This window comes from Pseudomonas sp. MF4836, from assembly GCF_002018875.1.
Taxonomy (GTDB): Bacteria; Pseudomonadota; Gammaproteobacteria; order Pseudomonadales; family Pseudomonadaceae; genus Aquipseudomonas.
This window is the reverse complement of record NZ_MVOL01000018.1, coordinates 97,856-121,385: the sequence shown is the minus strand read 5'-3', so window position 1 is coordinate 121,385 and position 23,530 is coordinate 97,856. Positions and strand designations below refer to the sequence as shown.

At 65.6% G+C, this 23,530-nt stretch carries 22 protein-coding genes; 5 read left to right on the top strand and 17 right to left on the bottom strand.

Annotated elements, in window-relative coordinates:
* Positions 1-13: 13 nt before the first annotated feature.
* The gene (locus MF4836_RS31040) at positions 14-610 is read right to left on the bottom strand and encodes a YceI family protein (protein ID WP_020296208.1); all 597 of its coding nucleotides are present in this window, start codon (positions 608-610) and stop codon (positions 14-16) included.
* 31 nt (positions 611-641) lie between these two features.
* Positions 642-1,193 carry a cytochrome b gene (locus tag MF4836_RS31035; RefSeq protein ID WP_078473561.1) on the bottom strand — a complete coding sequence of 184 codons (552 nt, stop codon included), beginning with the start codon at positions 1,191-1,193 and terminating at the stop codon, positions 642-644.
* A 283-nt stretch (positions 1,194-1,476) separates the two neighbouring features.
* Between MF4836_RS31035 and MF4836_RS31030 the strand changes: the two genes are divergently transcribed.
* Together MF4836_RS31030 and MF4836_RS31025 are read left to right on the top strand one after the other, a co-directional pair.
* Positions 1,477-2,883, top strand: a complete 1,407-nt coding sequence (locus tag MF4836_RS31030; RefSeq protein WP_078473560.1) for an adenosylmethionine--8-amino-7-oxononanoate transaminase — start codon at positions 1,477-1,479, stop codon at positions 2,881-2,883.
* Positions 2,884-2,936: 53 nt separating this feature from the next.
* Positions 2,937-3,656, top strand: coding sequence for a 16S rRNA (uracil(1498)-N(3))-methyltransferase (locus tag MF4836_RS31025; RefSeq protein ID WP_078473559.1), 720 nt, complete (start codon positions 2,937-2,939; stop codon positions 3,654-3,656).
* A 24-nt stretch (positions 3,657-3,680) separates the two neighbouring features.
* Here the strand turns inward: MF4836_RS31025 and MF4836_RS31020 are convergent, their stop codons facing one another.
* Genes MF4836_RS31020 through MF4836_RS31010 form a run of 3 tightly spaced genes read right to left on the bottom strand, consistent with a single transcriptional unit; the run spans position 3,681 to position 6,237 of the window.
* Complete coding sequence (locus MF4836_RS31020; protein WP_078473558.1) at positions 3,681-4,583, bottom strand: transporter substrate-binding domain-containing protein; 903 nt, start codon at positions 4,581-4,583, stop codon at positions 3,681-3,683.
* Positions 4,584-4,610: 27 nt separating this feature from the next.
* The gene (locus tag MF4836_RS31015; protein WP_078473557.1) at positions 4,611-4,961 is read right to left on the bottom strand and encodes a RidA family protein; all 351 of its coding nucleotides are present in this window, start codon (positions 4,959-4,961) and stop codon (positions 4,611-4,613) included.
* A gap of 34 nt (positions 4,962-4,995) precedes the next feature.
* Positions 4,996-6,237 carry a D-amino acid dehydrogenase gene (locus tag MF4836_RS31010; RefSeq protein WP_078473556.1) on the bottom strand — a complete coding sequence of 414 codons (1,242 nt, stop codon included), beginning with the start codon at positions 6,235-6,237 and terminating at the stop codon, positions 4,996-4,998.
* 108 nt (positions 6,238-6,345) lie between these two features.
* On the opposite strand from MF4836_RS31010, the gene MF4836_RS31005 reads away from it, so the two are divergent.
* A complete protein-coding gene (locus MF4836_RS31005) occupies positions 6,346-7,260 on the top strand; it encodes a LysR family transcriptional regulator (RefSeq protein ID WP_078473555.1) in 915 nt (304 codons plus the stop codon).
* A gap of 23 nt (positions 7,261-7,283) precedes the next feature.
* Here the strand turns inward: MF4836_RS31005 and trhA are convergent, their stop codons facing one another.
* Positions 7,284-7,901: a PAQR family membrane homeostasis protein TrhA gene (gene trhA, locus MF4836_RS31000; protein WP_020296200.1), complete on the bottom strand. Its 618-nt coding sequence runs from the start codon at positions 7,899-7,901 to the stop codon at positions 7,284-7,286.
* A 154-nt stretch (positions 7,902-8,055) separates the two neighbouring features.
* Here trhA and MF4836_RS30995 point away from each other — a divergent pair, with 154 nt between their 5' ends.
* Positions 8,056-8,976, top strand: a complete 921-nt coding sequence (locus MF4836_RS30995) for a LysR family transcriptional regulator (protein WP_078473554.1) — start codon at positions 8,056-8,058, stop codon at positions 8,974-8,976.
* 63 nt (positions 8,977-9,039) lie between these two features.
* On the opposite strand, the gene madM is transcribed toward MF4836_RS30995, so the two are convergent.
* From madM to mdcA, 9 genes are all read right to left on the bottom strand, one after another.
* On the bottom strand, positions 9,040-9,804 hold the full coding sequence (gene madM, locus MF4836_RS30990; protein ID WP_078473553.1) for a malonate transporter subunit MadM: 765 nt from the start codon (positions 9,802-9,804) through the stop codon (positions 9,040-9,042).
* A gap of 1 nt (position 9,805) precedes the next feature.
* The gene (gene madL / locus MF4836_RS30985; RefSeq protein ID WP_020296197.1) at positions 9,806-10,222 is read right to left on the bottom strand and encodes a malonate transporter subunit MadL; all 417 of its coding nucleotides are present in this window, start codon (positions 10,220-10,222) and stop codon (positions 9,806-9,808) included.
* Positions 10,223-10,289: 67 nt separating this feature from the next.
* Positions 10,290-11,225, bottom strand: a complete 936-nt coding sequence (gene mdcH, locus MF4836_RS30980; protein WP_078473552.1) for a malonate decarboxylase subunit epsilon — start codon at positions 11,223-11,225, stop codon at positions 10,290-10,292.
* The gene (locus MF4836_RS30975) at positions 11,222-11,845 is read right to left on the bottom strand and encodes a malonate decarboxylase holo-ACP synthase (RefSeq protein WP_238596239.1); all 624 of its coding nucleotides are present in this window, start codon (positions 11,843-11,845) and stop codon (positions 11,222-11,224) included. Before MF4836_RS30975 ends, mdcH begins: the two co-directional genes overlap by 4 nt.
* A complete protein-coding gene (mdcE, locus tag MF4836_RS30970) occupies positions 11,842-12,645 on the bottom strand; it encodes a biotin-independent malonate decarboxylase subunit gamma (protein WP_078473550.1) in 804 nt (267 codons plus the stop codon). Before mdcE ends, MF4836_RS30975 begins: the two co-directional genes overlap by 4 nt.
* The gene (locus MF4836_RS30965; RefSeq protein WP_078473549.1) at positions 12,642-13,493 is read right to left on the bottom strand and encodes a biotin-independent malonate decarboxylase subunit beta; all 852 of its coding nucleotides are present in this window, start codon (positions 13,491-13,493) and stop codon (positions 12,642-12,644) included. Before MF4836_RS30965 ends, mdcE begins: the two co-directional genes overlap by 4 nt.
* Complete coding sequence (locus tag MF4836_RS30960) at positions 13,486-13,785, bottom strand: malonate decarboxylase subunit delta (protein ID WP_078473548.1); 300 nt, start codon at positions 13,783-13,785, stop codon at positions 13,486-13,488. Before MF4836_RS30960 ends, MF4836_RS30965 begins: the two co-directional genes overlap by 8 nt.
* Entirely contained in the window at positions 13,785-14,660 is an 876-nt protein-coding gene (locus MF4836_RS30955; RefSeq protein ID WP_078473547.1) for a triphosphoribosyl-dephospho-CoA synthase, read from the bottom strand. The genes MF4836_RS30960 and MF4836_RS30955 overlap by 1 nt, the downstream gene beginning before the upstream one ends.
* Positions 14,660-16,336 (bottom strand): malonate decarboxylase subunit alpha, encoded by a 1,677-nt coding sequence (gene mdcA / locus MF4836_RS30950; protein WP_078473546.1) that lies wholly within the window; start codon positions 16,334-16,336, stop codon positions 14,660-14,662. The genes MF4836_RS30955 and mdcA overlap by 1 nt, the downstream gene beginning before the upstream one ends.
* 223 nt (positions 16,337-16,559) lie before the next feature.
* Between mdcA and MF4836_RS30945 the strand changes: the two genes are divergently transcribed.
* Entirely contained in the window at positions 16,560-17,132 is a 573-nt protein-coding gene (locus MF4836_RS30945) for an NADAR family protein (RefSeq protein WP_078473545.1), read from the top strand.
* A 6-nt stretch (positions 17,133-17,138) separates the two neighbouring features.
* Here MF4836_RS30945 and MF4836_RS30940 read toward each other — a convergent pair whose 3' ends face one another.
* Positions 17,139-17,606, bottom strand: a complete 468-nt coding sequence (locus tag MF4836_RS30940; RefSeq protein ID WP_078473544.1) for a chemotaxis protein CheW — start codon at positions 17,604-17,606, stop codon at positions 17,139-17,141.
* Positions 17,599-23,520, bottom strand: a complete 5,922-nt coding sequence (locus MF4836_RS30935) for an Hpt domain-containing protein (protein ID WP_078473543.1) — start codon at positions 23,518-23,520, stop codon at positions 17,599-17,601. Before MF4836_RS30935 ends, MF4836_RS30940 begins: the two co-directional genes overlap by 8 nt.
* Positions 23,521-23,530: the final 10 nt, after the last annotated feature.

Sequence of the window (23,530 nt, the reverse complement as noted above, 5' to 3'; positions counted from 1 at the left end):
CACGCGGCGAAAATTACTTCGCTTTCACACCTTCAAAGGTGATGTACAGCTCGACGTTGTTCGACGCCGGGCCCAAGTCCATCATCTTGCCGAAGTCCTGGCGGTTGAAGCTGGTGGTGCCTTCAAAGCCAGCACGGTAGCCGCCCCATGGATCCTTGCCTTCGCCCAGGAAAGTGGCCTTGACCACGACTGGCTTGGTCACGCCGTGCAGGGTCAGGTCGCCCGCGACGTCTGCGGTCAGCTTGCCGTCGGCGTTCTTGCCGGTTGGCTTGACGCTGGTGGAGACGAACTTGGCGTCGGCAAACTTGCCCACGTCCAGGAAGTCTTTGCTGGCGATGTGCTTGTCGCGCTCGGCGTGGTTGGTGAACACGCTGGCGGTACGCACATTGACTTCAATCTTGGCGTCTTCCGGCTTGGCGGCATCGAAGCTGAACTTGCCGTCCAGGTCCTTGAAGGTACCGGTGATGTAGCTGTAGCCCAGGTGGCTGATCTTGAAGTCGATGAAAGCGTGCTGGCCTTCCTTGTCGATCACGTAGTCAGCAGCCATCACCTGACCGGCCGACAGCAGGGCGGAACCGATGGCCAGAGCGGCGAGAGTCTTTTTCAACATGCTTCTATTCCTTTTGAGTCGAGGTTGAACATCAGGCTTTGCGCCCCAGCATACGAACCAGGGTCGCATCACGATCGATAAAGTGGTGTTTCAGAGCGGCCAGGCCATGCAGCCCGGCGAAAATCACGACCATCCAGGCCAGGTACAGATGCACCTCGCCTGCCACATCTGCCTGGTCCGGTAGCCCGGAAAGCAGTGCGGGTACTTCAAACAGGCCGAACACCGGGATCCCGACACCGTCTGCGGTGGAAATCAGGTAACCGGCAATCATCACAGCGAACAGACTGAGATAAAGGAATGCATGACCGAACTTGGCCCCCAGGCGAGTCAGGCGCCCGTGGTTGGCCGGCGCCGGCGGCGGTGGGCTGATAAAGCGCCAGAGCACCCGCAGCAGCATGATGGCGAAGAGGCTCAGGCCAATGCTTTTGTGCAGGTCCGGTGCGTCTTTGCGCCAGGTGCTGTAGTAGTCGAGGCCGACCATCCACAGGCCCAGGGCGAACAAGCCGAACACCACCAGGGCCACGCCCCAGTGCAGAACAATGCTTACCCAACCGTAGCGCGAAGAGGAATTACGTAGCTGCATGACTTGAATCCTGTAAGAACTGCTGCCCAAGACTATCGATTTACCTATCGAATTAAAGCGGAAAATTTCGCTTTGAAATATCGAGAAATATGATCTGAAGGGTATGCACAGTACGTTAACGATGGATTAAGGACTATCCCCAAAAAACGTGACAGACCGTCCTGCGTTTACTGCCAATTTGCCCTTCAGAACCTCAATGGGTTGTGACACAGCCCGGCATTGCATAGGCTTGCGCGACTGTTTTGCCTGCGCCCGCCGCAGGACCGCTTCGAGGAGATAAACGATGGGCCTGAACAACCAGTGGATGCAACGCGACCTCGCGGTCCTGTGGCACCCCTGCACCCAGATGAAAGACCACGAGCAGCTGCCGTTGATTCCCATCAAGCGCGGCGAAGGCGTCTGGCTCGAAGACTTCGAAGGCAAGCGTTACCTGGACGCGGTCAGTTCCTGGTGGGTCAACGTGTTCGGCCACGCCAACCCGCGCATCAACCAGCGCATCAAGGATCAGGTCGATCAACTGGAACACGTGATTCTCGCCGGGTTCAGCCATCAGCCGGTGATCGAGCTGTCCGAGCGCCTGATCAAGCTCACCCCCGAAGGCCTGACCCGCTGTTTCTATGCCGACAACGGTTCGTCGTGCATCGAAGTGGCGCTGAAGATGAGCTTTCACTACTGGCTCAACCGCGGCGCACCGGCCAAGAAGCGCTTCGTCACCCTGACCAACAGCTACCACGGCGAAACCATGGCCGCGATGTCGGTGGGCGATGTGCCGCTGTTCACCGAAACCTACAAGGCCCTGCTGCTGGACACCCTCAAGGTGCCGAGCCCCGATTGCTACCTGCGCCCCGAAGGCGTGAGCTGGGAGGAGCACTCGCGCACGATGTTCGCCGCCATGGAGCAAACCCTGGCCGAGCATCACGCCAGCGTTGCCGCGGTGATCGTCGAGCCGCTGATCCAGGGCGCCGGCGGCATGCGCATGTACCACCCGGTGTACCTGACCCTGTTGCGCGAGGCCTGCGACCGCTACGGGGTGCACCTGATCCTCGATGAAATCGCCGTCGGCTTCGGCCGCACCGGGACCATGTTCGCCTGCGAACAAGCCGGGATCCGCCCGGACTTCCTGTGCCTTTCCAAGGCCCTGACTGGCGGCTACCTGCCACTGGCGGCCTGCGTGACCACCGACGAGGTCTACAGCGCCTTCTACGACGACTACCCGACCCTGCGCGCCTTCCTGCATTCCCACAGTTACACCGGTAACCCGCTGGCGTGCGCGGCGGCCCTGGCGACCCTGGATATCTTCGAAGAAGACAACGTCATCGAAAACAACCAGGCCCTGGCCCAGCGCATGGCCAGTGCCACTGCGCACCTGGTGGATCACCCGCATGTCGCGGAGGTGCGCCAGACCGGCATGGTGCTGGCTATCGAGATGGTCCAGGACAAGGCCAGCAAGACCGCCTACCCGTGGCAGGAACGCCGTGGCCTGAAGGTGTTCCAGCACGCCCTGGAGCGCGGCGCGCTGCTGCGGCCCCTGGGTAGCGTGGTGTATTTCCTGCCGCCCTATGTGATCACCCCCGAGCAGATCGACTTCCTCGCCGAAGTGGCCAGCGAAGGCATCGATATCGCTACCCGCGACACCTTGAGCGTCGCGGTGCCGGAAAACTTCCATCCGGGCTTTCGCGATCCGGGCTAGCAGGTCACTCAGCGAAACGCCGTTCACCGATTCATCTTCAACAGAGACCCCCCATGAGATTGTCCCGCTTCTTTATCGACGCCCCCCTGAGCCTCGGCGAACACCCACTGCCCGAGGCCCAGGCCCACTACATCGGGCGCGTGCTGCGCATGGCCGAGGGCGATGCGCTGCAAGTGTTCGACGGTTCGGGGATGGAGTTTCGCGGCACCTTGCTGGAAGTCGGCAAGAAGCGCGTGACGGTGCGTCTCGATGAAAGCTTCGCCGGGCAGGTTGAATCACCGTTGCAGATCCACCTCGGCCAGGGCCTGTCCCGGGGCGAGCGCATGGACTGGGCGATCCAGAAAGCCACCGAGCTTGGGGTCAGTGAAATCACCCCGATCTTCAGTGAGCGCTGCGAAGTGCGGCTCAAGGATGAACGCGCCGACAAACGCCTGATGCATTGGCGCCAGGTGGCAATCAGCGCCTGCGAGCAATGCGGCCGTTCTCGGGTGCCGGTGATTCACCCGCCGCTGCTGCTGGCGGACTGGATCAAGCAGACCCAGGCCGAGCTGAAGCTGGTGCTGCACCCGGTAGCCGAGCCGCTGGTGAGCCATGCCAAGCCGGCCAGCCTGGCATTCCTGATCGGCCCTGAAGGCGGCCTGTCCGACGCCGAGGTCGAGCAGGCCCACGGCGCGGGCTTTCTGCCGGCACGCCTGGGGCCACGGGTCCTGCGCACCGAAACCGCACCGGTGGTGGCCCTGGCCGTGGCCCAGCAGCTGTGGGGCGATTTCTAGAACCCTGGCCGGCCCGTCCTGGCGCTACTCCACTGGATCGCTGATCGGCTTGGCGATGATCGCCTTGAGTTCGCTGGTCATGGGGAACTCCAGGTTCAGGCCCTTGGGCGGAATCGGCTGCTGGAACCAGCGCTGGTAGATGCCGTTGATTTCCCCCGAGCGGTACAGGTCGCCCAGGGCGGCATTGACCAGGGCCAGGAAATGCGGATCGTCCTTGCGCACCATGCAGCTGTAGATCTCCCGCGACTGCTCCTCGCCCACCACCACCCATTTGTGCGGGTCGTGGGCCTTGGCCCGTTCCCCGTAGAGCAAGGCGTCATCCATGTAGAAAGCGGCGGCGCGGCCGGTCTGCAGCATCTGGAAGGCCTCGCCGTGGTCCTTGGCGCTGATCACGAACATGTCGATCTTGTGCTCGACGTTATAGCTCTTGAGAAAGCGCTCATTGGTGGTACCGGCGGTGGTCACCACATTCTTGCCCCGCAAGTCGGCGAAGCGCTGGATGCCGCTGTCCCGGGCCGTCAGCAACTGGCCTTTGACGTAGATGAACCCATAGGAAAACGCCACCTGCTTCTGCCGCTCGGCGGTGACCCCGGTGGAACCGCACTCCAGGTCCACAGTGCCGTTCTGCACCAGGGGGATGCGCGTCTGCGACGTCACCAGGTTGTACTTGACCGCCAGTTTCGGCAGGGCCAATTGCTGCTGGATGCGCTCGACGATCTTGCTCGCCAGGTCCACCGAATAGCCCATCGGCTTGCCGCTGTTATCCCCCACATAGGAGAACGGCACCGACGCATCGCGATAGCCCAGGGTGATGCTGGCGCTGTTGGCGATCTTGCCCAGGGTACCGCCGGGCGGCGCTTCGCCGGCCTGGAGCTGAGTGCTGAGGAGCAGGCCCAGGGTGCAGCCAAGCAACGTGATTTTTTGCATTGTTATTCTCCGTTGTGGGTCATGGGGTCAGCGCCGGGCGGCGATGACGGTGATTTCCACCCGCACCTGGGGCCGTGCCAGTTCGGCCTGGACGGTGGTGCGGGTCGGCGCCTGGCCCGGCGTCAGCCAGGCCGACCAGGCCTCGTTCATGGCGGCAAAATCCTCGCCGATGTCCTTGAGGTAGATGGTCGCGCTGAGCAGGTGATCCTTGTCGCTGCCCGCCTCGGCCAGCAAGACGTCGATCTTCTCCAGCACTTCGCGGGTCTGAGCGCCGACCTCGGTCGACGCGCCCGGCACCTGGCCGGACAGAAACACCAGGTCGGCGAAGGTCACGGCGCCGCTGAGGCGCGGGTTGCTGCTGATGCGGTTGATGCTCATGGGGCATTCCTTGTGCGGGGTCTTCGGTCAGGGGTCATGCAGCACGGGGCGCAAGGCCCTGCATATCGATAGCGGTAGGTCGCTGGCCCAGCAGCTCGCCCAACAGGCGCCCGCTGCCACAGGCCAGGGTAAAACCAAGCGCGCCATGGCCGAGGTTGAGCCACAGGTTGCGGTAGGCCGTGGCCCCAATCAGCGGCACCCCGCTGGGGGTGGCCGGGCGCATGCCCGCCCATTCAATGGCCGCGGCGTAATCGCCGGCGTCGGCAAAGGTTTCCCCTGCCTGGCGGCGCATCAGGGCCAGGCGCTTGGGGTCGAGCGCCGGGTCGAAACCGACAATGTCGACCATCGCCGCCACCCGCAACTGCTGGCCGATCCGTGCATAGACGATCTTGCGGTTGTAATCGGTGATGCTGATCTGCGGCGCCTGGTGCTGCTCGCCAATCGGCACGCTGAGGCTGTAGCCCTTGAGCGGGTACAGCGGCAGTTTCAGGCCCGGCAGCGCCAGCTCGGCACTGCGGTGGCCGGCGGCGAGCACCAGTTGCTCAACCGCCAGGGTCTCGTGCCCCAGCTCGATGGCCTGCACCGTGCCGGCACTGTGGCGGATCCCGGTCACGCTGCGCCCCAGCAGGAACTCGCAGCGCCCCGAGGCCTGGAGCCGCGCCACCAGTTGCTGGCAGAAGGCGTGGCAGTCAGCCACTTCTTCATCCGGGGTGAAGATACCGCCGACAAAGGGTGCGTCCTGCAGCGTCGGCTCAAGCTGTGCGCACTCGGCGTGGGACAACACCTGCTGTTGGCGGCTGTCCGCCAGATGGCGCCGGGCGTGCTCGAAGCTGCCCGGCTGGCGAAAGGTCACCAACTTGCCATTGCGCCGCCAGTCGAAGCCGTCCAGCCCATCCTCGTCGCGCCAGGCCTGCAAGGTGGCCTGGCTGAGCAATGCCAGGCGCAGCAGGTGGCCGGCGTTGCGCTGGTTGACCGAGCTGCGGCAAGCGCCGAGGAACCCCAGCAACCAGCGCCATTGCGCCGGGTCCAGGCGTGGACGCAGCTTCAATGGCGAGTCGCCGCGCAGCATCCAGCCCAGGGCTTGCCAGGGCACCCCGGCATCGGCCAGCGGCGCCACATAGCGGTAGGACAACTGGCCGCCATTGGCGAAGCTGGTCTGACTGGCGAACGACTGCTGCGCCTCCACCAGGGTCACTTCAAAGCCCTCGCGGACCAGGGCATAGGCACTGGCCAGGCCGATCACGCCACCGCCGACGATGCAAACCCGCTGCGTCATATCAGTCCTTAACCTGTGTATTGAACGGCCTTCAGGTTAGGAGCAGGTGACAGGCGCCGAACAATGAATAAAGATCGACCACCCATAAACAAATGTTATGGACTTGCCATGCGACTGCGACACATCGAAATCTTCCAGGCCATCCGCCAGACCGGCTCGGTCAGCGGCGCCGCGCAACTGCTCCACGTCTCGCAACCGGCGGTGACCAAGGTCCTGCAACACGCCGAGTTGCAACTGGGTTTCCCACTGTTTCTGCGGGTACGCGGCAAGCTCCAGGCCACGCCGGAGGCCCTGGAACTGGAGCGTGAAGTGGACAAGGTCAGCGAGAGCCTGCAAGGCGTGCGGCGCCTGGCCCAGAGCCTGCGCCGCAAGCCGGGCCATAGCCTGCGGATCGGCGCAACCCCGGCCCTGGCCCTGTCGTTGCTGCCGCCGGCGATCAGCGAATGGACCCGGCGTTACCCGGAGTTGGTCTGCGAGCTGTCCAGCGCCCACAGCCGCGAGTTGGTGCAGAACCTGTTGATGCGCGAGATCGACGTCGCCCTGACCCTGCAACGCCCGGATCACCCGGGGCTGGCGGCCCAGGCCCTGGCCCAGGGGGTGCTGGTGGCCCTGGCGCCGCGGGACTATTGGCCGGCTGCCGCCAGGGGTACGCCATTGGCGCTGATGGAACTGGCGGGGGCGCCGTTGATCGGCCTGTCCAGCGCCGACCCGTTGTCGGCCCGGCTCGACAGCTACCTGGAGGCGGTGCAGCCGGCGCCACGGGTGAGCATTGCGGTGCAGACCTATTCCCTGGCCCGGGCCATGGTCGAATCCGGCGCCGGGCTGGCGGTGATCGACCCCTTCACCGCCCTCGGCGCCTCGACTGCCAGCACCGAGATCCGCCCCCTGACGCCCCCGCTGCCGATCACCCTGTATGCCGTGACCCGCACCAGCGAACCGCAACCCCATACCCTGGGCAGCCTGCTGGACATTTTCAGCCACCGCGCCCAGGAGCAATTGAACCGGCTGTTGCAGCACGCCTAGGCGCGTTAACGGCCAATGAAGCCCTAGAGCACGTAGAACAGAATCGCCACGAAATGCAGCAGGCTGCCGCCGATCACGAACAGGTGCCAGATGCCATGGGCGTGGCGCAGGCGGCTGTCGAGGGCGAAGAAGATGATGCCCACGGTGTACAGCACCCCGCCCGAGGCCAGCCAGGCGAAGCCGGTCGAGCCCAGGGCCGCCAGCAACGGCTTCACCGCCACCAGCACGATCCAGCCCATCACGGCGTAGATCACGATCGACAGGATCCGCGCCTCGGAGCGCGGCTTGATCTCTTGCAGGATGCCGATCAGCGCCAGCCCCCAGACAATCCCGAACAGGGTCCAGCCCCAGGGCCCGCGCAGGGTCACCAGGCAGAATGGCGTGTAGCTGCCGGCGATCAGCAGGTAGATCGAAAAGTGATCGAGCTTCTGCATGATGCTTTTCTTCGGCCCGCGCACGCTGTGGTACACGGTGGAGACGCTGTACAGCACCAGCAAGGTGAACCCGTAGATCGCCACGCTGACGATCTTCCAGGGGTTGCCGTCGAGGCTGGCCAGGACCACCAGCCACACGCCCCCGATACACGCCGCGACCGCACCCAGCAAATGGGTCCAGGCGTTGAATTTTTCCCCGTGATACATGTGTCACTTTCCCTCAAGCGGTTACAACAGGACGCAAGGCTCAGGCCTGGAGCCTGAAAGCGCAACATTACCCACACTAGATGGGGCAAAAAAAGCTCCAGCCAAGGCCCTGTTCGTCGGGCACAATCCTGCCCATCGAACAAGAGTGGCCGCCATGCTGATCGACGAAGAGTTGACCCTGAAAAAGCTCGAAGTGTTTCTCGCCTTCATGCGCACCGGCAACCTGACCCGTGCTGCGGCCGAGTTGCACACCAGCAATGTCAGCGTGCATCGGGCCATCCATTCCCTGGAAAGTGCCCTGCGCTGCCCGCTGTTCAAGCACGAGGGGCGTAACCTGACGCCGCTGGAAAGCGCCTATGTCCTCGAGGAACGGGCGCAAAAGCTGATTGGCGACGTGGTCGAAAGCGTACGCCTGACCCGTGAAGCCGCCGGGTTCTCCGCCGAACGCTTCAAGCTCGGCTCCCTGTATTCGCTGACGGTGAAGACCGTGCCGCAGTTGATCATGGGCCTGAAGATCCGCCGCAGCGAACTCAATATCGACCTGATCCTGGGGTCCAATATCGACCTGCTGTACAAGCTCAAGAACATGGAAGTCGACGCGATCCTGGTGTCCCTGGATGACAGCATCAGCGACCCGGACTGCGAGCAGATCCCGCTGTTTTCCGACGATATCTTTCTCGCCACCCCCGCCGATTCGCCCTTCGCGCAGCAGGCGGAAGTCGACCTCAGCGATGTGCGCGACGCTACCTTCATTACCCTGACCCAGGGTTTCGCCACGCACCAGGACGGGGTCCGGGTGTTCAAGCAGGCGGGGTTCGAACCGAAGGTGGCGATGCAGGTCAACGACATCTTCACCCTGCTGAGCATGGTCAGTTCAGGGGTGGGTTATGCCTTGCTGCCGGGAAGAATTGCCGCGGTGTATGAGAACCGGGTCAAGCTGATCCCGCTGCAAGCGCGTTATCGCCTGCAACAGCATATCGGCGTGGTGTTTCTCAAGGCCAAGGAGCGTGATCCGAACCTGCTGGCGCTGCTGGCCGAGTGCCGGATGTACGCCAATCGCCAGGCCGCGTCCTGACGCCCGTGGCCGGCCGCCCCTCGCGGGAGTCGGCCGGCCATGGCCGCAAGCGTCAGTCGGGAGTTAACCCACCAGGCCGCGCACGATGAAGTACAGCAGCGACGGTCCCAGCAGGCAGCCGAGCCCGGTGTGGAAGGTTGCGGTCAGGGCACCGTAGGGCACCAGCCGCCGATCGGTCGCCGCCAGCCCGGCCGTCACGCCGCTGACGGTGCCGGCCAGGCCACCGAAAACCATTGCCGAGCGCGGGTTGTCCAGGCCCATCCAACGTGCGGCCATCGGCGTGCCGACCATCACCAGGATGGCCTTGATCAGGCCGGTGGCAATCGACAGCGCCATCACATCGGAGGTTGCGCCGATCGCCGCCCCGGTCACCGGACCGACAATGTAGGTCACCGCCCCGGCACCGATGGTGGTCATGCTCACTGCATCGCGATAACCGAAGACCCAGGCCATGCTCGCGCCGACGATAAACGGCAGGACCGTGCCCAGCAGCAGAGCGATGACCCCGATCAAGCCGGCTTTGCGCGCCTCGGTGGCCTGGACCTCGAAGGCCGTGGCGACAATCGCGAAATCCCGCAGCATGGCGCCGCCCATCAGGCCGATGCCGGAGAACAGCGCCAGGTCCGCCAGGCCCTTCTGCCCACCGGTGATAGTGCCGCCGACCCAGGCCAGTACCAGGCCGATGACAATCGCAATCGCCGAACCGTGGATGCGGCCGAACGTCAGACGCTTGGACAGCAGCACCGACAGCCACATGATCACGCCGACAAAGGCGAAGGCTGTGATCAGCCCGTTGTGTTCCAGGCCCTTTTCAATGAGATCCCACATATCAGCGCCCCCCTGCCGCAGCGGCACCGGGCGCCAGCTCGACCGGTTCATCCGGCAGCGGCTCGCCCTTATTGGTGCGACTGATCAAGGCAATGGTGCACCCGCAGAGCACCACCGAACCGATGGCCGCCAGCACTGCCACCGGACCGCCGTGCAAGGCGGTCACCACGTTTTGCTGGGCCGCCATGGCCACCACCACCGGGATGTACATGGCGCCCCAGAAGCCGACGCCCATCTCGCAGTCCTTGGTCATGCCGCCGCGCTTGTGCATCCACAAACGCGCGCAGATCAGCAGGATCATGGCAATCCCGACCCCGCCCACATTGGACTTCACACCCAACAGCACACCGAGCATGTCACCGATAATCACCCCGGCCAGGGTACAGATCGCCAACAGCGCCACACCGTAAATAATCATTGTTGTAGTCCTCAAAGTGCATCGTCGAAGTTGTTGTTTTTGTGCTTCGCCAGCTTGAGTCGGGGCTCTATCGGTCGCGGCGTACCTCCTCATGCAACAGCGCCTGCAGGGTGTCCAGGCGCGCACCGTCGTAGGCGATCACGCTGCCCTGTTCGAACACCCGGCGCGCCAGCCCGGTCAACACCGCACCAGGCGGCAGTTCGATCTGTAGCCGCACGCCGCGCTCATACGCGCCTTGCACGGTGCCGCGCCAATCCACCACCCGGCACATGTTGAACGCCAGGTCGTCGCGCAGTTGTTCCACCTGGCGCAGCGGCCGCGCCCGGCTGCTGCTCAGGTAACCCAGGCGTGGCGCCTGCATCGGCACCTGGGCAAAGGCCTCGGCCAGCGCCTGGGCCGGTTGCGCCAGCAACGGGCAGTGGGACGGCACGCTGACCGCCAGGCGCTTGGCCACGCCCACCCCGCAACCGCGGGCCAGCTCGGCCACCCGCAGCATCGCGGCGTCGCTGCCGGCGATCACCAGTTGGCTGTCGGCGTTGATATTGGCCAGGTACACCGGTGCCTGCTCGCAGTGGACCTGGGCCAGCAAGGCCTCCACCGTGGCCAGTTGCAGACCGATGATCGCCGTCATCCCATAACCCTCGGGGTAGGCACGCTGCATCAGCTCGCCCCGCAGGCTCACCAGGCGCAACGCATCGGCAAATTCCAGGGCCCCGGCCACCACCGCCGCCGGATAGGCGCCGATGGACAGCCCGGCCACGTACTCCGGCGCCGGTGCCTGCTCCAGCAGCAGTCGGGCACTGGCAACGCCGGCGATCAGCAAACACAGTTGCACGGCCCGGGTATTGGCCAGGGCGGCGGGGGAGTCCAGGGTCAGCGGATCCTCGCCCAGCACCTGCGCCGCCTCTTGCAGGCAGGCCTGCACCAGCGGGTTGGGCGGCAGGCGCTGCAACATGCCCGGCTGCTGCGCGCCCTGGCCCGGAAACACCAGCAGGCTGCTCACGCCACATGCTCCAGGGCCTGCCACGGGTTCTCGACCAGCCGAGCACCCGTCGCGCATTTGAGCAATACACGCCGGGCGCCGGCAGCCCATTCGCGCAGGGCCAGTGCGCCGTTGGGGGTCTGTAATTGCAGGTCCACCGGGCATGGCGCGCTGTCCAGCAACGCCAGCAGGTGCCGGGCCTGGGCCCGGGGCAGAGGTTCGACGCTGCGCGCAATCAGGTCCAGGTCACTGCCCTGGTGCAGCGCTGCCACACCGCTGGCCAGTTCAAACCCGGCGCTGCCGCTGACGCCCCACACCAGGCCGCACGCGTTCAACTGCGGGCGCAACAGGGCCAGGGCCCGCAACGCCGGCCAGGGCTGATCCGACTCCACTGCGCACAGGGCTTCGGGCGTGACGCAACGGCTGATGGAGGCCAGCGCCATCAGGGTCGGATAACGCTGCTCGCGCAGGCGCCCGCGCACGCCCACCGCCACCTGCCCCGGCGCGGTCAACGCCCGGCGCACCACCACCGGCTGGCCGTCGGCCATGGCCGCCACCACCCAGGCTGGCGCATCGCCCGGCAATTGCTCGGGCGTCAGGCCCCAGAGCAGGTCATGGGGCTGGGGTGGCAAGCGGCTCACCACTGTTCTCGCAACAGCTGGCGCACCCGGCTCGACGCTACCCGATTGCTCGCGCCCAACCGCCCGCTCAGGTCATGCCCGGTGGCGCGCACATCGGCTATCGCCTGCACCAGGCACTCGTTGACCCGCGCCAGGTCATGGGCCGTGGGTTGTTCGATCTGAGTCACCGACAGGGTTTCCCAGAGCAGGCCCAGGCTGGCAAAGCTGTCGATGTCATAGGCCATCGGCGGCACGCTGGCGGCCAGGGCTTCCAGTTCCTCGACGCTGCGCAGGGTCACCCGCGCCGCCGAAGCCTTGCCCATGGCATGCACCATCACCCCCGGGTCACGCAGGGCGATCAGGCGGTTGGCCTGGTAGCCGTGGGCCAGAAACGCCCCGGACATGGCCTTGCCCACCAGCAGGGCAATCACCGGGTGCCCGGCCAGCCGCGCCCGGGCATAACTGTCGGCCGCCCCGGCCAGCGCCTGGTGAATGCCCAGTGCTTCTTCACGCCGACCGTAGGCCTGGCTCGGCACATCGACGATGGCGATCAGGGGGCGTTTTTCGGTGTGCGCGGCATCGGCCGCGATCACGTCATCCACCACCCGAGCCAGGCTCCAGCCTTCCAGCAACCCGACTTCGCCGTTGCGGGCACGGGGGAAACGGTTGTCCGGGTCGGCCACCACGGCGATAAAACGCACCGCTTGCCCGGCCAGGTGGCCGTCCGCGACGCTCAACGATGCCGGCACATCAGTGACGGGCGTGGCGCCGGCACTCAGGGCCTGAAACCAGTGCCAGCCGCGCAGGGAATAAGCACTCATGAGCGGTCTCCTTGATACAGGTCGCGAACCGTTGCCGGTTCGATTTGCGGCGCGGTATCCAGCCGCGCCAGGCAGCCCAGGTAATGTTCGGCCTGGCGGCTGCGCTGCTGCGCCGGCAACCCCAGGGCCAACAGTTCACCGACCTGCTGCTGGATCTGCGCCACATCGTCGGCCACATACCGATCCACCAGGCCACTGGCAAAGCGCTGTTCGCCGCCGGTCAGGCTCCAGATAAACGGCCGGTCGCGGGAGTCGTACTCCTCAAGGCCGGCTTCCTGCTCGATCACTTGCGGGCCGTTGAGCCCGAGCCGCGCTTCTTGGGTCACCAGCAGGTAACTGCACAGGCCGGCGGCAATCGACATCCCGCCAAAACAGCCAACGCTGCCGGCCACCACGCCGATCACCGGCTGGTACTGGCGCAGGTCGACAATCGCCGCGTGGATATCGGCAATCGCCGCCAGCCCCAGGTTGGCTTCCTGCAGGCGCACGCCGCCGGTTTCCAGGAGCAAGACGGCGCGAGTGGCGATGCCGTTGCGGTTGTCCTCGGCGGCCAGTTCCAGGGCGCCGGCGATCTTCGCCCCGCCCACTTCACCCAGGCTGCCGCCCTGGAATGCGCCTTCGATGGCGGCAATCACCACCGGCAGGCCATTGATCTTGCCCTTGGCGATCACCACCCCGTCGTCGGCCTGGGGCACCACGCCCTGGCGGACGAGCCAGGGCGACATGACCCGCTGGAAAGGGTCGAGCAACTCGCGAAAGCTGCCGGCATCGAGCAAGGCCCTGGCCCGCTGGCGAGCGCCGAGTTCGACGAAGCTGTGCTTGTGCAACAGGCGGTCGCTGTCAGTCATGGCCGATCTCCTCGAAGCCCTGTTCCAGGCGCAGGCGCACCACGCCCGGCGTGGCGCCGAAATCATGAATATCGATGGCCAGCGCCGGCGGCACCTGGCCGTCGAAGAGGCGCTCGAACAGATGCTGCCAGCGCGCCCCGCTGCCATTCACCGAGGTCTGCACCTGGATCGTCAGCTTGCCGGCCGGGCCGGGTTCGAGCAGCACTTCCAGGTCGCCCGAGCCGACACAGCCCACCAGCGCCCGACCGCGAGCCGGTGGCCCGGCGGGAAATTCAAAAGACAAGGTTTCCATCACACTGCTCCCTGGATAAAGGCGTCGCCGGACTCGATCCGGTCGAGCAACAGGCAGGCTGCCAGGAGGTCCGCAGCGCCGCCGGGCGAGGCATTCAAGGCCAATAACTGTTGGTCCAGCTCATGCAGGCGGCGACGCCCGGCCAGGCTCGCACTGCCACCGGCCTCGAGCACCGCCCGCGCGCCCCGCTGCATGGCCTGCAAGCCCTGCTCGCCGGCGCGGTACAGCACGCAGGTGTCGACCAGGGTGGTCATGATGGCGAGCAAGGCATCGAGCCGGGCGTTCTGCTCGCCATGGCCCTGGGCGCGACTGCGCTGAAGCTGCGGCAAGCCATGTTGCAGCACCGCTGGGAACCCCAACTGCGCCTGTTCGCGGGCACCGAGTGCACCGTAGCGCTGCGCCACCTGGGCGCCATGGCTGAGGGCACGCGGGGCATGGCGATCATCGAGCAACGCCAGGCGTGCGGCGCGAACGGCCAGGCTGCCGGCGCGGTTGGCCTGAGGCTCCAGCGCCGCAGCCGCCACCAGCAGGCCCAGGGCCCATATAGCCCCACGATGGGTATTGACCCCGCCGGTGGTGACCAGCATCGCCGCTTCGCCTTCACGGCCGATGCGGCCCAGGGCTTCGCGCAATGGCAAACCGATCGCGCCGAGTTCAATGGCGGCGTCGGCCATGGCCTTGAACGCCGGCCACAGGGACAGGGCCGAGGCGTGCATCAGCCCCAGGTGCAGGTCGCTGTGGGCACCGTTGCCACGACGATCCACCAGCGCCGGCTTGGGCGACAGGTCGGCCTCGTCGATCAGTGCGTCGACCGCCAGGTCCGCCAGGCGCTCGGCCAGGCTCAAGGGTTTCGCGTGCAGATTGAATGCGTGCATTACCAGCTCCTGAACTTGGCGGGCGGGTGGTACAGGCCACCCGACCACTCCACCAGATCGGCGACGCTTTTCGCCGCGAGCAACTCGCGACTGGCATCGGTACGGCGAATGCCGAGGTCTTCGGGCAAGGCGATCAAGCCTTCACGGCGCATGCGCGCGGTGTCTTTGGGGTTGTGTCGCAGGCCGATGACGGTGACCCCGGCCACGGCGGCGATCATGGCCTGGCGCTCTTCCAGGGAGCGGGCCTTGTACAGGTAGGCGATGCCTTCCTCGGTCAGCAGGTGGGTGACGTCGTCGCCGTAGATCATGATCGGCGCCAGGGGCATGCCGCTCTTGCGCGCCACTTCCACCGCATCCAGGGTCTCGACGAAGGTCGGTTTGCCGCCTTCCTGGAAGGTCTCGACCATCTGCACCACCAGCTTCTTGCCGCGTTCGAGCATGGCCTGGGGCGCGTCGCTCTGATCGACGCGCATATCCAGCCAGGCCGGGGTGCCATGGCGTCGGCCGCGGGGGTCGTGGCCCATGTTCGGGGCCCCGCCGAAACCGGCCAGGCGCCCGCGGGTCACGGTGGAAGAATGGCCGTCGCCGTCCACCTGCAAAGTGGCGCCGATAAACAGGTCCACCGCGTACTGCCCGGCCAGTTGGCAGAACATCCGGTTGGAGCGCAGGGAACCGTCGCGGCCGGTGAAGAACACGTCCGGGCGCGCGGCGATGTAGTGCTCCATGCCCAACTCGGTGCCGAAGCAGTGCACGCTTTCCACCCAGCCACTTTCAATGGCCGGGATCAGGGTCGGATGGGGGTTGAGGGTCCAGTTGCGGCAGATCTTGCCCTTGAGCCCCAGGGATTCACCGTAGGTGGGCAGGATCAGCTCGATGGCCGCGGTGTTGAAACCGATGCCGTGGTTCAGCGACTGCACATTGTGTTTTTCGTAGATGCCGCGGATCGCCATCATCGCCATCAGCACGTGCACCGGCTTGATATGCCGTGGGTCGCGGGTAAACAGCGGCTCGATGTAGAACGGCTTGTCGGCCACCACCACGAAATCCACCCAGGACGCCGGGATGTCCACTCGCGGCAACTCGCTGACGTCATCCACCAACTGGTTGACCTGGACGATCACGATACCGTCGCTGAAGGCTGCCGGCTCGATCAGCGCCGGGGTGTCCTCGGTGCTCGGGCCGGTGTAGATATTGCCGGCGCGGTCGGCCATGAAGCCGGCCGAGAGCACCACGTTGGGAATCAGGTCCACCACCAGCCGTGCATAAAGCTCGATGTAGGTATGGATCGCGCCGACTTCCAGCAGCCCGTCTTCGAGCAACTGGCTGATGCGCAGGCTCTGGGTACCGGCAAAGGAAAAGTCCAGCTTGCGCGCGATGCCGCGCTCGAACAGGTCCAGGTGCTCGGAACGGCCGACGCTGGGCATGATCATGTGCAAGTCGTGGAGCTTGGCCGGGTCGGCCTTGGCCAGTGAGCGCGACAGGAAATCCGCCTGCTTCTGGTTGTTGCCCTCCAGCACCACCCGGTCCCCGGGCAGGATCAACGCCTCCAGGGCCGCCACGATCTTGTCGGTGGGCAACACCACACCATCGGCCAGGGCCCGCACCTGTTCGAGGCGCCGCTGCTTTTCGCTGCGCCGCCGCGTCCAGCGCGAGTCGGGGGATATTATTGTTGTCATGCTCACTCCACTGGTTCGCTGTCGTGGAGCCACCTTAGGAGGCAATGCCCGGGGCATCAATCAAGCCCAGCGGCGGATCGTTACGCTCAGGGTAATGATTCAAGCCGCAGCCATGGAGGCAGTGCCTGCACCGCCGATGTTGGAGTACCCTGCCACCCCACCACAGCTGCATCCCGAATCACCCGGCCGATGAATGGCCGGCATCGACGTGACGAGAACTCTCATGGCAAAAACCGCATTCCCTCCTGTGCGCTCGGTCGAGCAGTTGCTGGGGCAACTCCAGCAGGGCTTCAAGCCCGAGTACCTGATGTTCTGGGGCCACCAGCCGGCGCGGGATGGCCGTGTCACCCACAGCTGCTTCAGCCAGTGGTTCCCCACGCCGTTCGAGGTCGACGGGGTGAGTTACGCCAGCGCCGAGCATTACATGATGGCGGGCAAGGCCCGTCTGTTCGATGACGCCCAGACCCTGGAGCGGATCCTCGTCGCGGCAACCCCGGCCGATGCCAAGCAATTGGGGCGTCAGGTGCAGGGGTTTGACGGGGCGCAGTGGGACGCGGCGTGCTTCGATATCGTGGTGCGCGGCAACCTGGCCAAGTTCAGCCAGCACCCGGCACTGGCTGAGTTCCTGCTGGCCACTGGCGAGCAGTTGCTGGTGGAAGCCAGCCCGGTGGACCGCATCTGGGGCATCGGCCTGGCCGCCGAGGACAAGAAAGCCTCGCAGCCGGAGAAATGGCGCGGGCTCAATCTGCTGGGGTTTGCCCTGATGGAAGTGCGCAGCGCCCTGCTTGCCGGCTAAGCAGGCTCAGCCCTCGCCCGGCACCAGCCCCGACGCCACCAGCAAGGCTTCGAGGCCCAGCAGGTCGGGGACCTTGGCCACTTGTTCGGCCACTTGTACCGCGGCTTTTTCCAGGGCGCACAAGGGCACATCGACGTAGCTCAATTGGCTGTCGAGTTTGTGCGAGCGCGGGATGCCCTGGACCAGCAAGGCGATGAACGCCAGGTTCGGCCGCCCGCCCAGGGCGTTGAGCACAACGATCCGCGCCCGGTCGCCAATCACGGTCTTGCCGCCACAGGCCGATTCGAAGCTGAGCAGCGGGATCTGCCGGTCGCGCCAGCTCACCAGGCCCAGGTACCAGGGCGGCGAATCCAGGTCGAACGAGCCGGGCTGGTAATCGATCAGTTCGGCGATCGCGACATTGGGCAGGACCAGGGTCCGGTCGGCCAGGGGCAACAGCAGCCCGGTCAGGTTGCTGGCGCGGTGATCAAGCATGGGGTTTGCTCCACAGGGCGATGCTTTCGAGCAATACCGACTCTTGGTAGGGCTTGCCCAGGTAGTCGTTGACGCCGATGGCCATGGCCCGGTCGCGGTGCTTCTGCCCGGTGCGCGAGGTGATCATGATGATCGGCAGGTGCTGCAGGCGCGGATCGCTGCGCACCTGCATCGCCACTTCAAAGCCGTCCATGCGCGGCATTTCGATGTCCAGCAGCATCAGGTCCGGCAGGTGCTCGTCGAGCAGGAGCATGGCGTCCACCCCATCCTTGGCGGTCAGCACGTTCATGCCGTGACGCTCCAGCAGGCGGCTGGTGACCTTGCGCACCGTGACCGAATCGTCCACCACCATGACCAGCATCGGCCGTTGCGGCTCGGCCTCTACCGGCCCTTCCTCGTTGCCCACCACCTGCTGGCGCGGCAACCAGCTCTGCTGGACGCGGATATGGGCCAGCAAATCGAGAATCAGCACCACCCGGCCATCGCCGAGGATGGTCGCGCCCGACAGCCCCTGTACCGCCGAGAACTGCGGGCCAAGGCTCTTGACCACGATCTCCCGGCTACCGGCCATGGCATCGACCTGCACCGCGATCCGGTGCTCGTTGTAATGCACCAGCAGCACCGGCAGCGGCAGGCTCTGGCCCAGCAGTTTCGGGCGGCCGACGGTGTGCAGCAGTTCGCCGAGGTAGCACAGGTCGTAGCGCTGACCGGCGTATTCATAACGCGGCGGATCGAGCTGGTAATAGCTGTCGAGCTCCACCGGCAGTACGCGGACGATGCCTTCGATGGTGTTCAGCGGGATCGCGTATTGCTCGTCGGCACACTGCACCATCAGTGCCCGATTGACCGACACGGTAAACGGCAGGCGAATCCGAAAGTGCACGCCCTGCCCCGGGATCGAGTCGATGCTCATGGTGCCGCCCAACTGCCGCACCTCTTCATGCACCACGTCCATGCCCACGCCGCGCCCGGAAATCTGGGTGATTTTTTCCGCCGTGGAGAACCCCGGCTGCATGATGAATTGCAGCACGTCGCGGTCGCTGATTTCGAGGTTCGGGTCCAGCAGCCCGCGCTTGATCGCCTTGCTGCGCACCGCCTCCAGCGGCACCCCGGCACCGTCGTCACGCATGTCGAAAACGATGTCGCCACCTTCGTGTGCCAGGTCCAGGGTGATCCGGCCCTGGGCCGGCTTGCCCACCGCCAACCGCGCCTCGGCCGATTCCAGGCCATGGTCGACGGCGTTGCGCAGCATGTGTTCCAGGGGCGCCACCATGCGCTCCAGCACGTTGCGGTCCATCTCGCCCTCGGCATTGCCGACGACGAACTCGACCTCCTTGCCCAGTTCGCTGGCGACCTGGCGCACGATGCGCTTGAGCCGCGGCACCATGCGTTCGAACGGCACCATGCGCGTGCGCATCAAGCCTTCCTGCAATTCGGTGTTGATTCGCCCCTGCTGCTGCAGCAGGTTGTGTGCGTCGTGATTGCGGCGGTCGAGGGTTTCCTTGAGGTCGAGCAGGTCGGAGGCCGACTCGAACAGGGCCCGCGACAGCTGCTGCAACTGGGAATGGCGGTCCATTTCCAGCGGGTCGAATTCTTCATAGCCCAGGCGCTCGGCCTCCACCTGCTGGCGGCTGAGGATGCGGCCCTGGGTTTCGGTGTCGAGCCGGCGCAGTTGGTCGCGCATGCGCTCGATGGTGGTTTCCATCTCGCTCAGGGCCACCCGCGCATCGTTGACCTGCTGTTCGATACGCCCGCGAAAGATCGAGGTTTCCCCGGCCAGGTTGACCAGGTCATCCAGCAGTTCAGCCGACACCTTGACCATGTCCCCGGCCGGAGCCTCGACCACCGGCACAGGCGTCTCAGGCTTGCTCGGCGGCGGCAGGCTGAGCAGCGCTGGCGGCGGGCTGGGCTCGACAGAAGGATGGGTAAACGCCCGGATCGCTTCGATCAGGCTGTCGGCGGGCTTGATCGGCTGCCCCGCGCGGGCCGCATCGAGCATCTGCGCCAGCCGGTCGTGGCTGCTTTGCAGCAGGCTGAACAACGCGGGGGTGGCGTGCAGCAGCCCGGAGGACAGGCCTTCGAAGAGAAACTCCAACTCGTGGGCCAGGTCGCCGATCGGGACGATTTCCACCATCCGCGCCCCACCCTTGAGGGTGTGCAGGTCACGCAGCAGGGTTTCCACCTCCTGCCGCCCCTGGGGCTCGGCCTGCCAGCGGACCAGCGCCGCAGCGGAGCTGTCGATGATGTCGAAACCTTCCTCGAGGAAGATCTCCAGCAGCTCCGGGTCATGGGCGGCCGAATCACTGTCGGCCAATGGCTCCACGACCTCGGGGGCGACACTCGCCCGCTGGCGGAAACGGCTGATGGCCTCGATCAGTTCCTGCGGTTCATCCAACGGCTGTTGCCGCTGCAACTGCTCCAGCAGTACTGCCAGTTGATCGTGGCTGTGCTGCAGCAGCTGCGCCAGTTCCGAGCTGTGCTGGTAACGCCGGTCCACCAGGCCCTGGTACAGGTTTTCCAGCTCATGGGCCAGGTCGCCCACCGGCCCGACGGCGGCCATGCGTGCGCCACCCTTGAGGGTGTGCAGGTCGCGCTGCAAGGACAACAGCGGCGCGCCGTTGTCCGGGTCGGACAACCAGCGTTGCAGGGCCTGGCCCGCACTTTCCAGGATATCGACTGCCTCTTCGAGGAAGATCGCGACAATTTCATCGTCCTGCTCTGGCAGGTCCGCAGCCTGCCCCAGCTCGGCGGTGGCAGCCCCCAGTTCACTGATGCTCAGGGTGCGACTGCCGTCGCTGCGGATCAGCCCGGTGGCCGTCGGGTCCAGGCCTTCCTCGAGCAACTCGCGCAAGGCCCTGACCCGCGCCGGTTGCGGGCTGACCACCTGCCCGGCGGCCAGCTCGTCGAGCATATTGATCAGCGCTTCATGGGCGCTTTCGGCCTCGTGGAAGAAGCGCTCGCTGACCGCCAGGCTGCTTTCCTCCACCGCCCCATACAGGTCGAGCAAGGCTTCGCACAACTCATCCATCGGTTGCAGGTCGGCCAGGTGCGCGCCCTCGCCCAGGGTCGTCAGCTCATCCAGCAGCGCGCTCAGTTCCTGACGCGCGCCGGGGTGCTGCTGCCAGCGGCGCAACAGGTTTTCGGCGTCCAGCAGGATGTCCATGCCCTGGGCCAGGAAGTTGTTGATCAGTTGCGGGTCGCGCTTGATGCGCAGCCCGCTGGTAGGGGAATTGAGGAGTTTTTCCAGGCGTTCGCCCAGCAGGGCCTGGGTGCGGTCGATCAATGACCGCGCCCCGTTGATGGGCGCCTGGGGATCGTTGCCCAACTGCTTCAGGCCACGGCGAAACAGGCCCTCGGCCTCCAGCAGCAGCTCGACTTCATCCAGGTCGAGGGCGATCAGGTGCGCGCGATACTCCCGGGCCAACTGGTCAAGAGGCGCCGCCAGCTCGGCAATCGGCAAGACTCCGGCCATCGAGGCACTGCCCTTCAGGGTGTGCAGGGCCCGTTGCAACTCGTCGCTGGCCTGCAACGGCAGGTGCTCGGCGGCGTGGTCGAGAAAGCGATTGATGCTGTCGAGGTGGGTTTGCGCTTCATTGCGGAAAATCTCCAGCAACTGCGGATCGAGGGCACCGCTCGCCGTGTGCTCCACCGGCTCGGCGTCATCGCCCTTGGCCAGGGCATGGGCACGGGCCGCCAGTTGGTCGACATCGTCACGCTGACGCTGGGCCTGGGCGGCGAATTCGGCGATCAGCTCCGGCAGCAGCTGCACCACTTCGCCCAGCAGTTGCCAAACCTGGGGCCCGGGCTCGACGCTGCGCTCCAGCACCCGGTTGAGCAGGTTCTCGACGGCCCACGCCAGTTCCCCCAGGACCAGCGCACGCACCATGCGCCCACTGCCCTTGAGGGTATGGAAGGCGCGGCGCAGCTCACTCAGCGCGGCCTTGCTCGCAGGATCGGCCGACCAGCGCGGCAGGTACTCGCGCAGCACTTCCAGCACCTCGTCGGTTTCCTCGAGGAACACTTCCCGCAGCTCATCGTCCACCGGTGCTTCGTCCCGCGGCGGCGGCAGCAGGCTGCCCGGGGTGTTGAGCGCCGGCGGGTTGAGGGCCGACACCGGGCTGGCCAGCACATCAGCCAGGGACTGCACCACCTGCGGGTCGTCGAGTTCCTGCAGGTCCTGCATCACCAGGGCTTCGCCGGGGCTGAGCACATCGTCGAGAAGCGGCACCTGTTCGACCGGCACATAACCCAGCGCGGCCAAGCCCTGCTCGGCCACATCGAGGATTTTCTCTCCGGGGGCCTCGGGGTCTTCGCTCAGGCGCTCAAGGTAATACTCGATGCTGGTGATCACGTCGGCCAGGCTGTCCAGTTGCTGCCACTCGGGGCGGACCGGGTCGGGCAGCAGGTGTTCACGGATAAAGCTGTTGCAGGCTTCGAGCAGGCTCGCGGCGCGGCTCAGGGGAATCATCGCCAGCGCCCCGCGCACCTGGGTCAGCAGCTCGGGCAAAGGCAACAGGTGCTCGCGGTCCCAATCGGCGTCGATGTATTCAACGATCAGGTCCTTGGCCTGTTGCAGGCACAGCCGCGCTTCCTTGATCACCAATTGGTGGATCTGGGTCAGGTCGGTGGTGGGCAGGCGGCTTTCTTCGCGGCTTTCAGGCTCCACGGTGCCGACCATACCGGCCAGGGTCGCCTCGACATACAGCAAGGCGCCGGCCACATCCATCAGCACCGCGTCATTGGGTTCGCGCTGGCCCTGGGCCAGGCTCTGGACCACCGCCAACTGGTCGATGATCACCTTGCGCGGCTGGCCAAAACCCAGCACCGCGAGGGTGTCGGCGATCTGCCGCAACGGCGCCAGCAGGCTGTCCAGGTCATCAGCGTGCTGCCGGTCGCTGCGCACGAACAGATCCAGGCGCTCCTTGACCCGTACCAGCTCCTCGCACAGCGCGGCCAGGACCGAGCGCATGGCGTCGCGGTCGGGGCCCGCCATGCGTGCGCGCTCCTCATCGACCAGGGCGCTGTCGGGCAGCGCGTCGTCCAGGGCGTAGCGTTCTTTCATGATCTGCATCTGCGGGGTGGGATGACGGGCCTTGGCGATGTAAAACAGCAGGCTCTTGAGCAATTCGTCCGGCGCCGGCTGGTTGACCCCGGCGATGCCTTCCTCGAACAGGCGCTTGAGCTGGCGGTCGACATCCTTGAGCAGGCTGCGCACCGCCGGGCTGTTGGCCACCACCTCATGGCGCATGCCGTCCACCAGGGCCAGGGAAATCTGCCACAACGGCCCCAGCGGCGCGTTCTGGCACAAGGCCTCAAGGCGCTCGAACACGCGGGTCATATAGGACAGGCTGTTTTCCACATCCTGTTCCCGCAGCAGGTCCACCAGCGCGGTTTGCAGCATATGCCGCAGTTTGCGCAACAAGACCTGCCATTGCCCCGGATCCAGCTCGGCCAGGGCCGCCGCGTCGAGCGGCGCGAGGCTGGGCAGCAGGGGGCTGAACAGGCTGGTTTCCGAGAGCAGACTCTCGCCACGGGCACTGCGCAGGTCGTTGAGCAGCGGCAACACCACCAGCGGCAGGTCGCGCCGCGCACTTTGCACCCGATCCAGGTATTGCGGCAGTTGAGTGATGGCCTGCAACAACAGGCGGATGGCTTCGTCACGCTGGGACACGCGGTGCTGCTGCAAGGCCAGGGCCAGTTGCTCCATCTCTTCGGCCAGCAGCGCCGCGCCATAGAACTCGACCATCTGCAGGCTGCCATGGACCTGATGGATGCCCTCCAGGCACTGGCCGATGGCGTCGGCCGCCAACGGCTCATCGAGCAGATGCTCCAGCGCCTGATAGGCCTGCTTCAGGGTCTCGGCAATTTCGCCCTTGACCCATTCGAGGGCCACATAGTCGTGCCGATCAACCATAACCACTCCA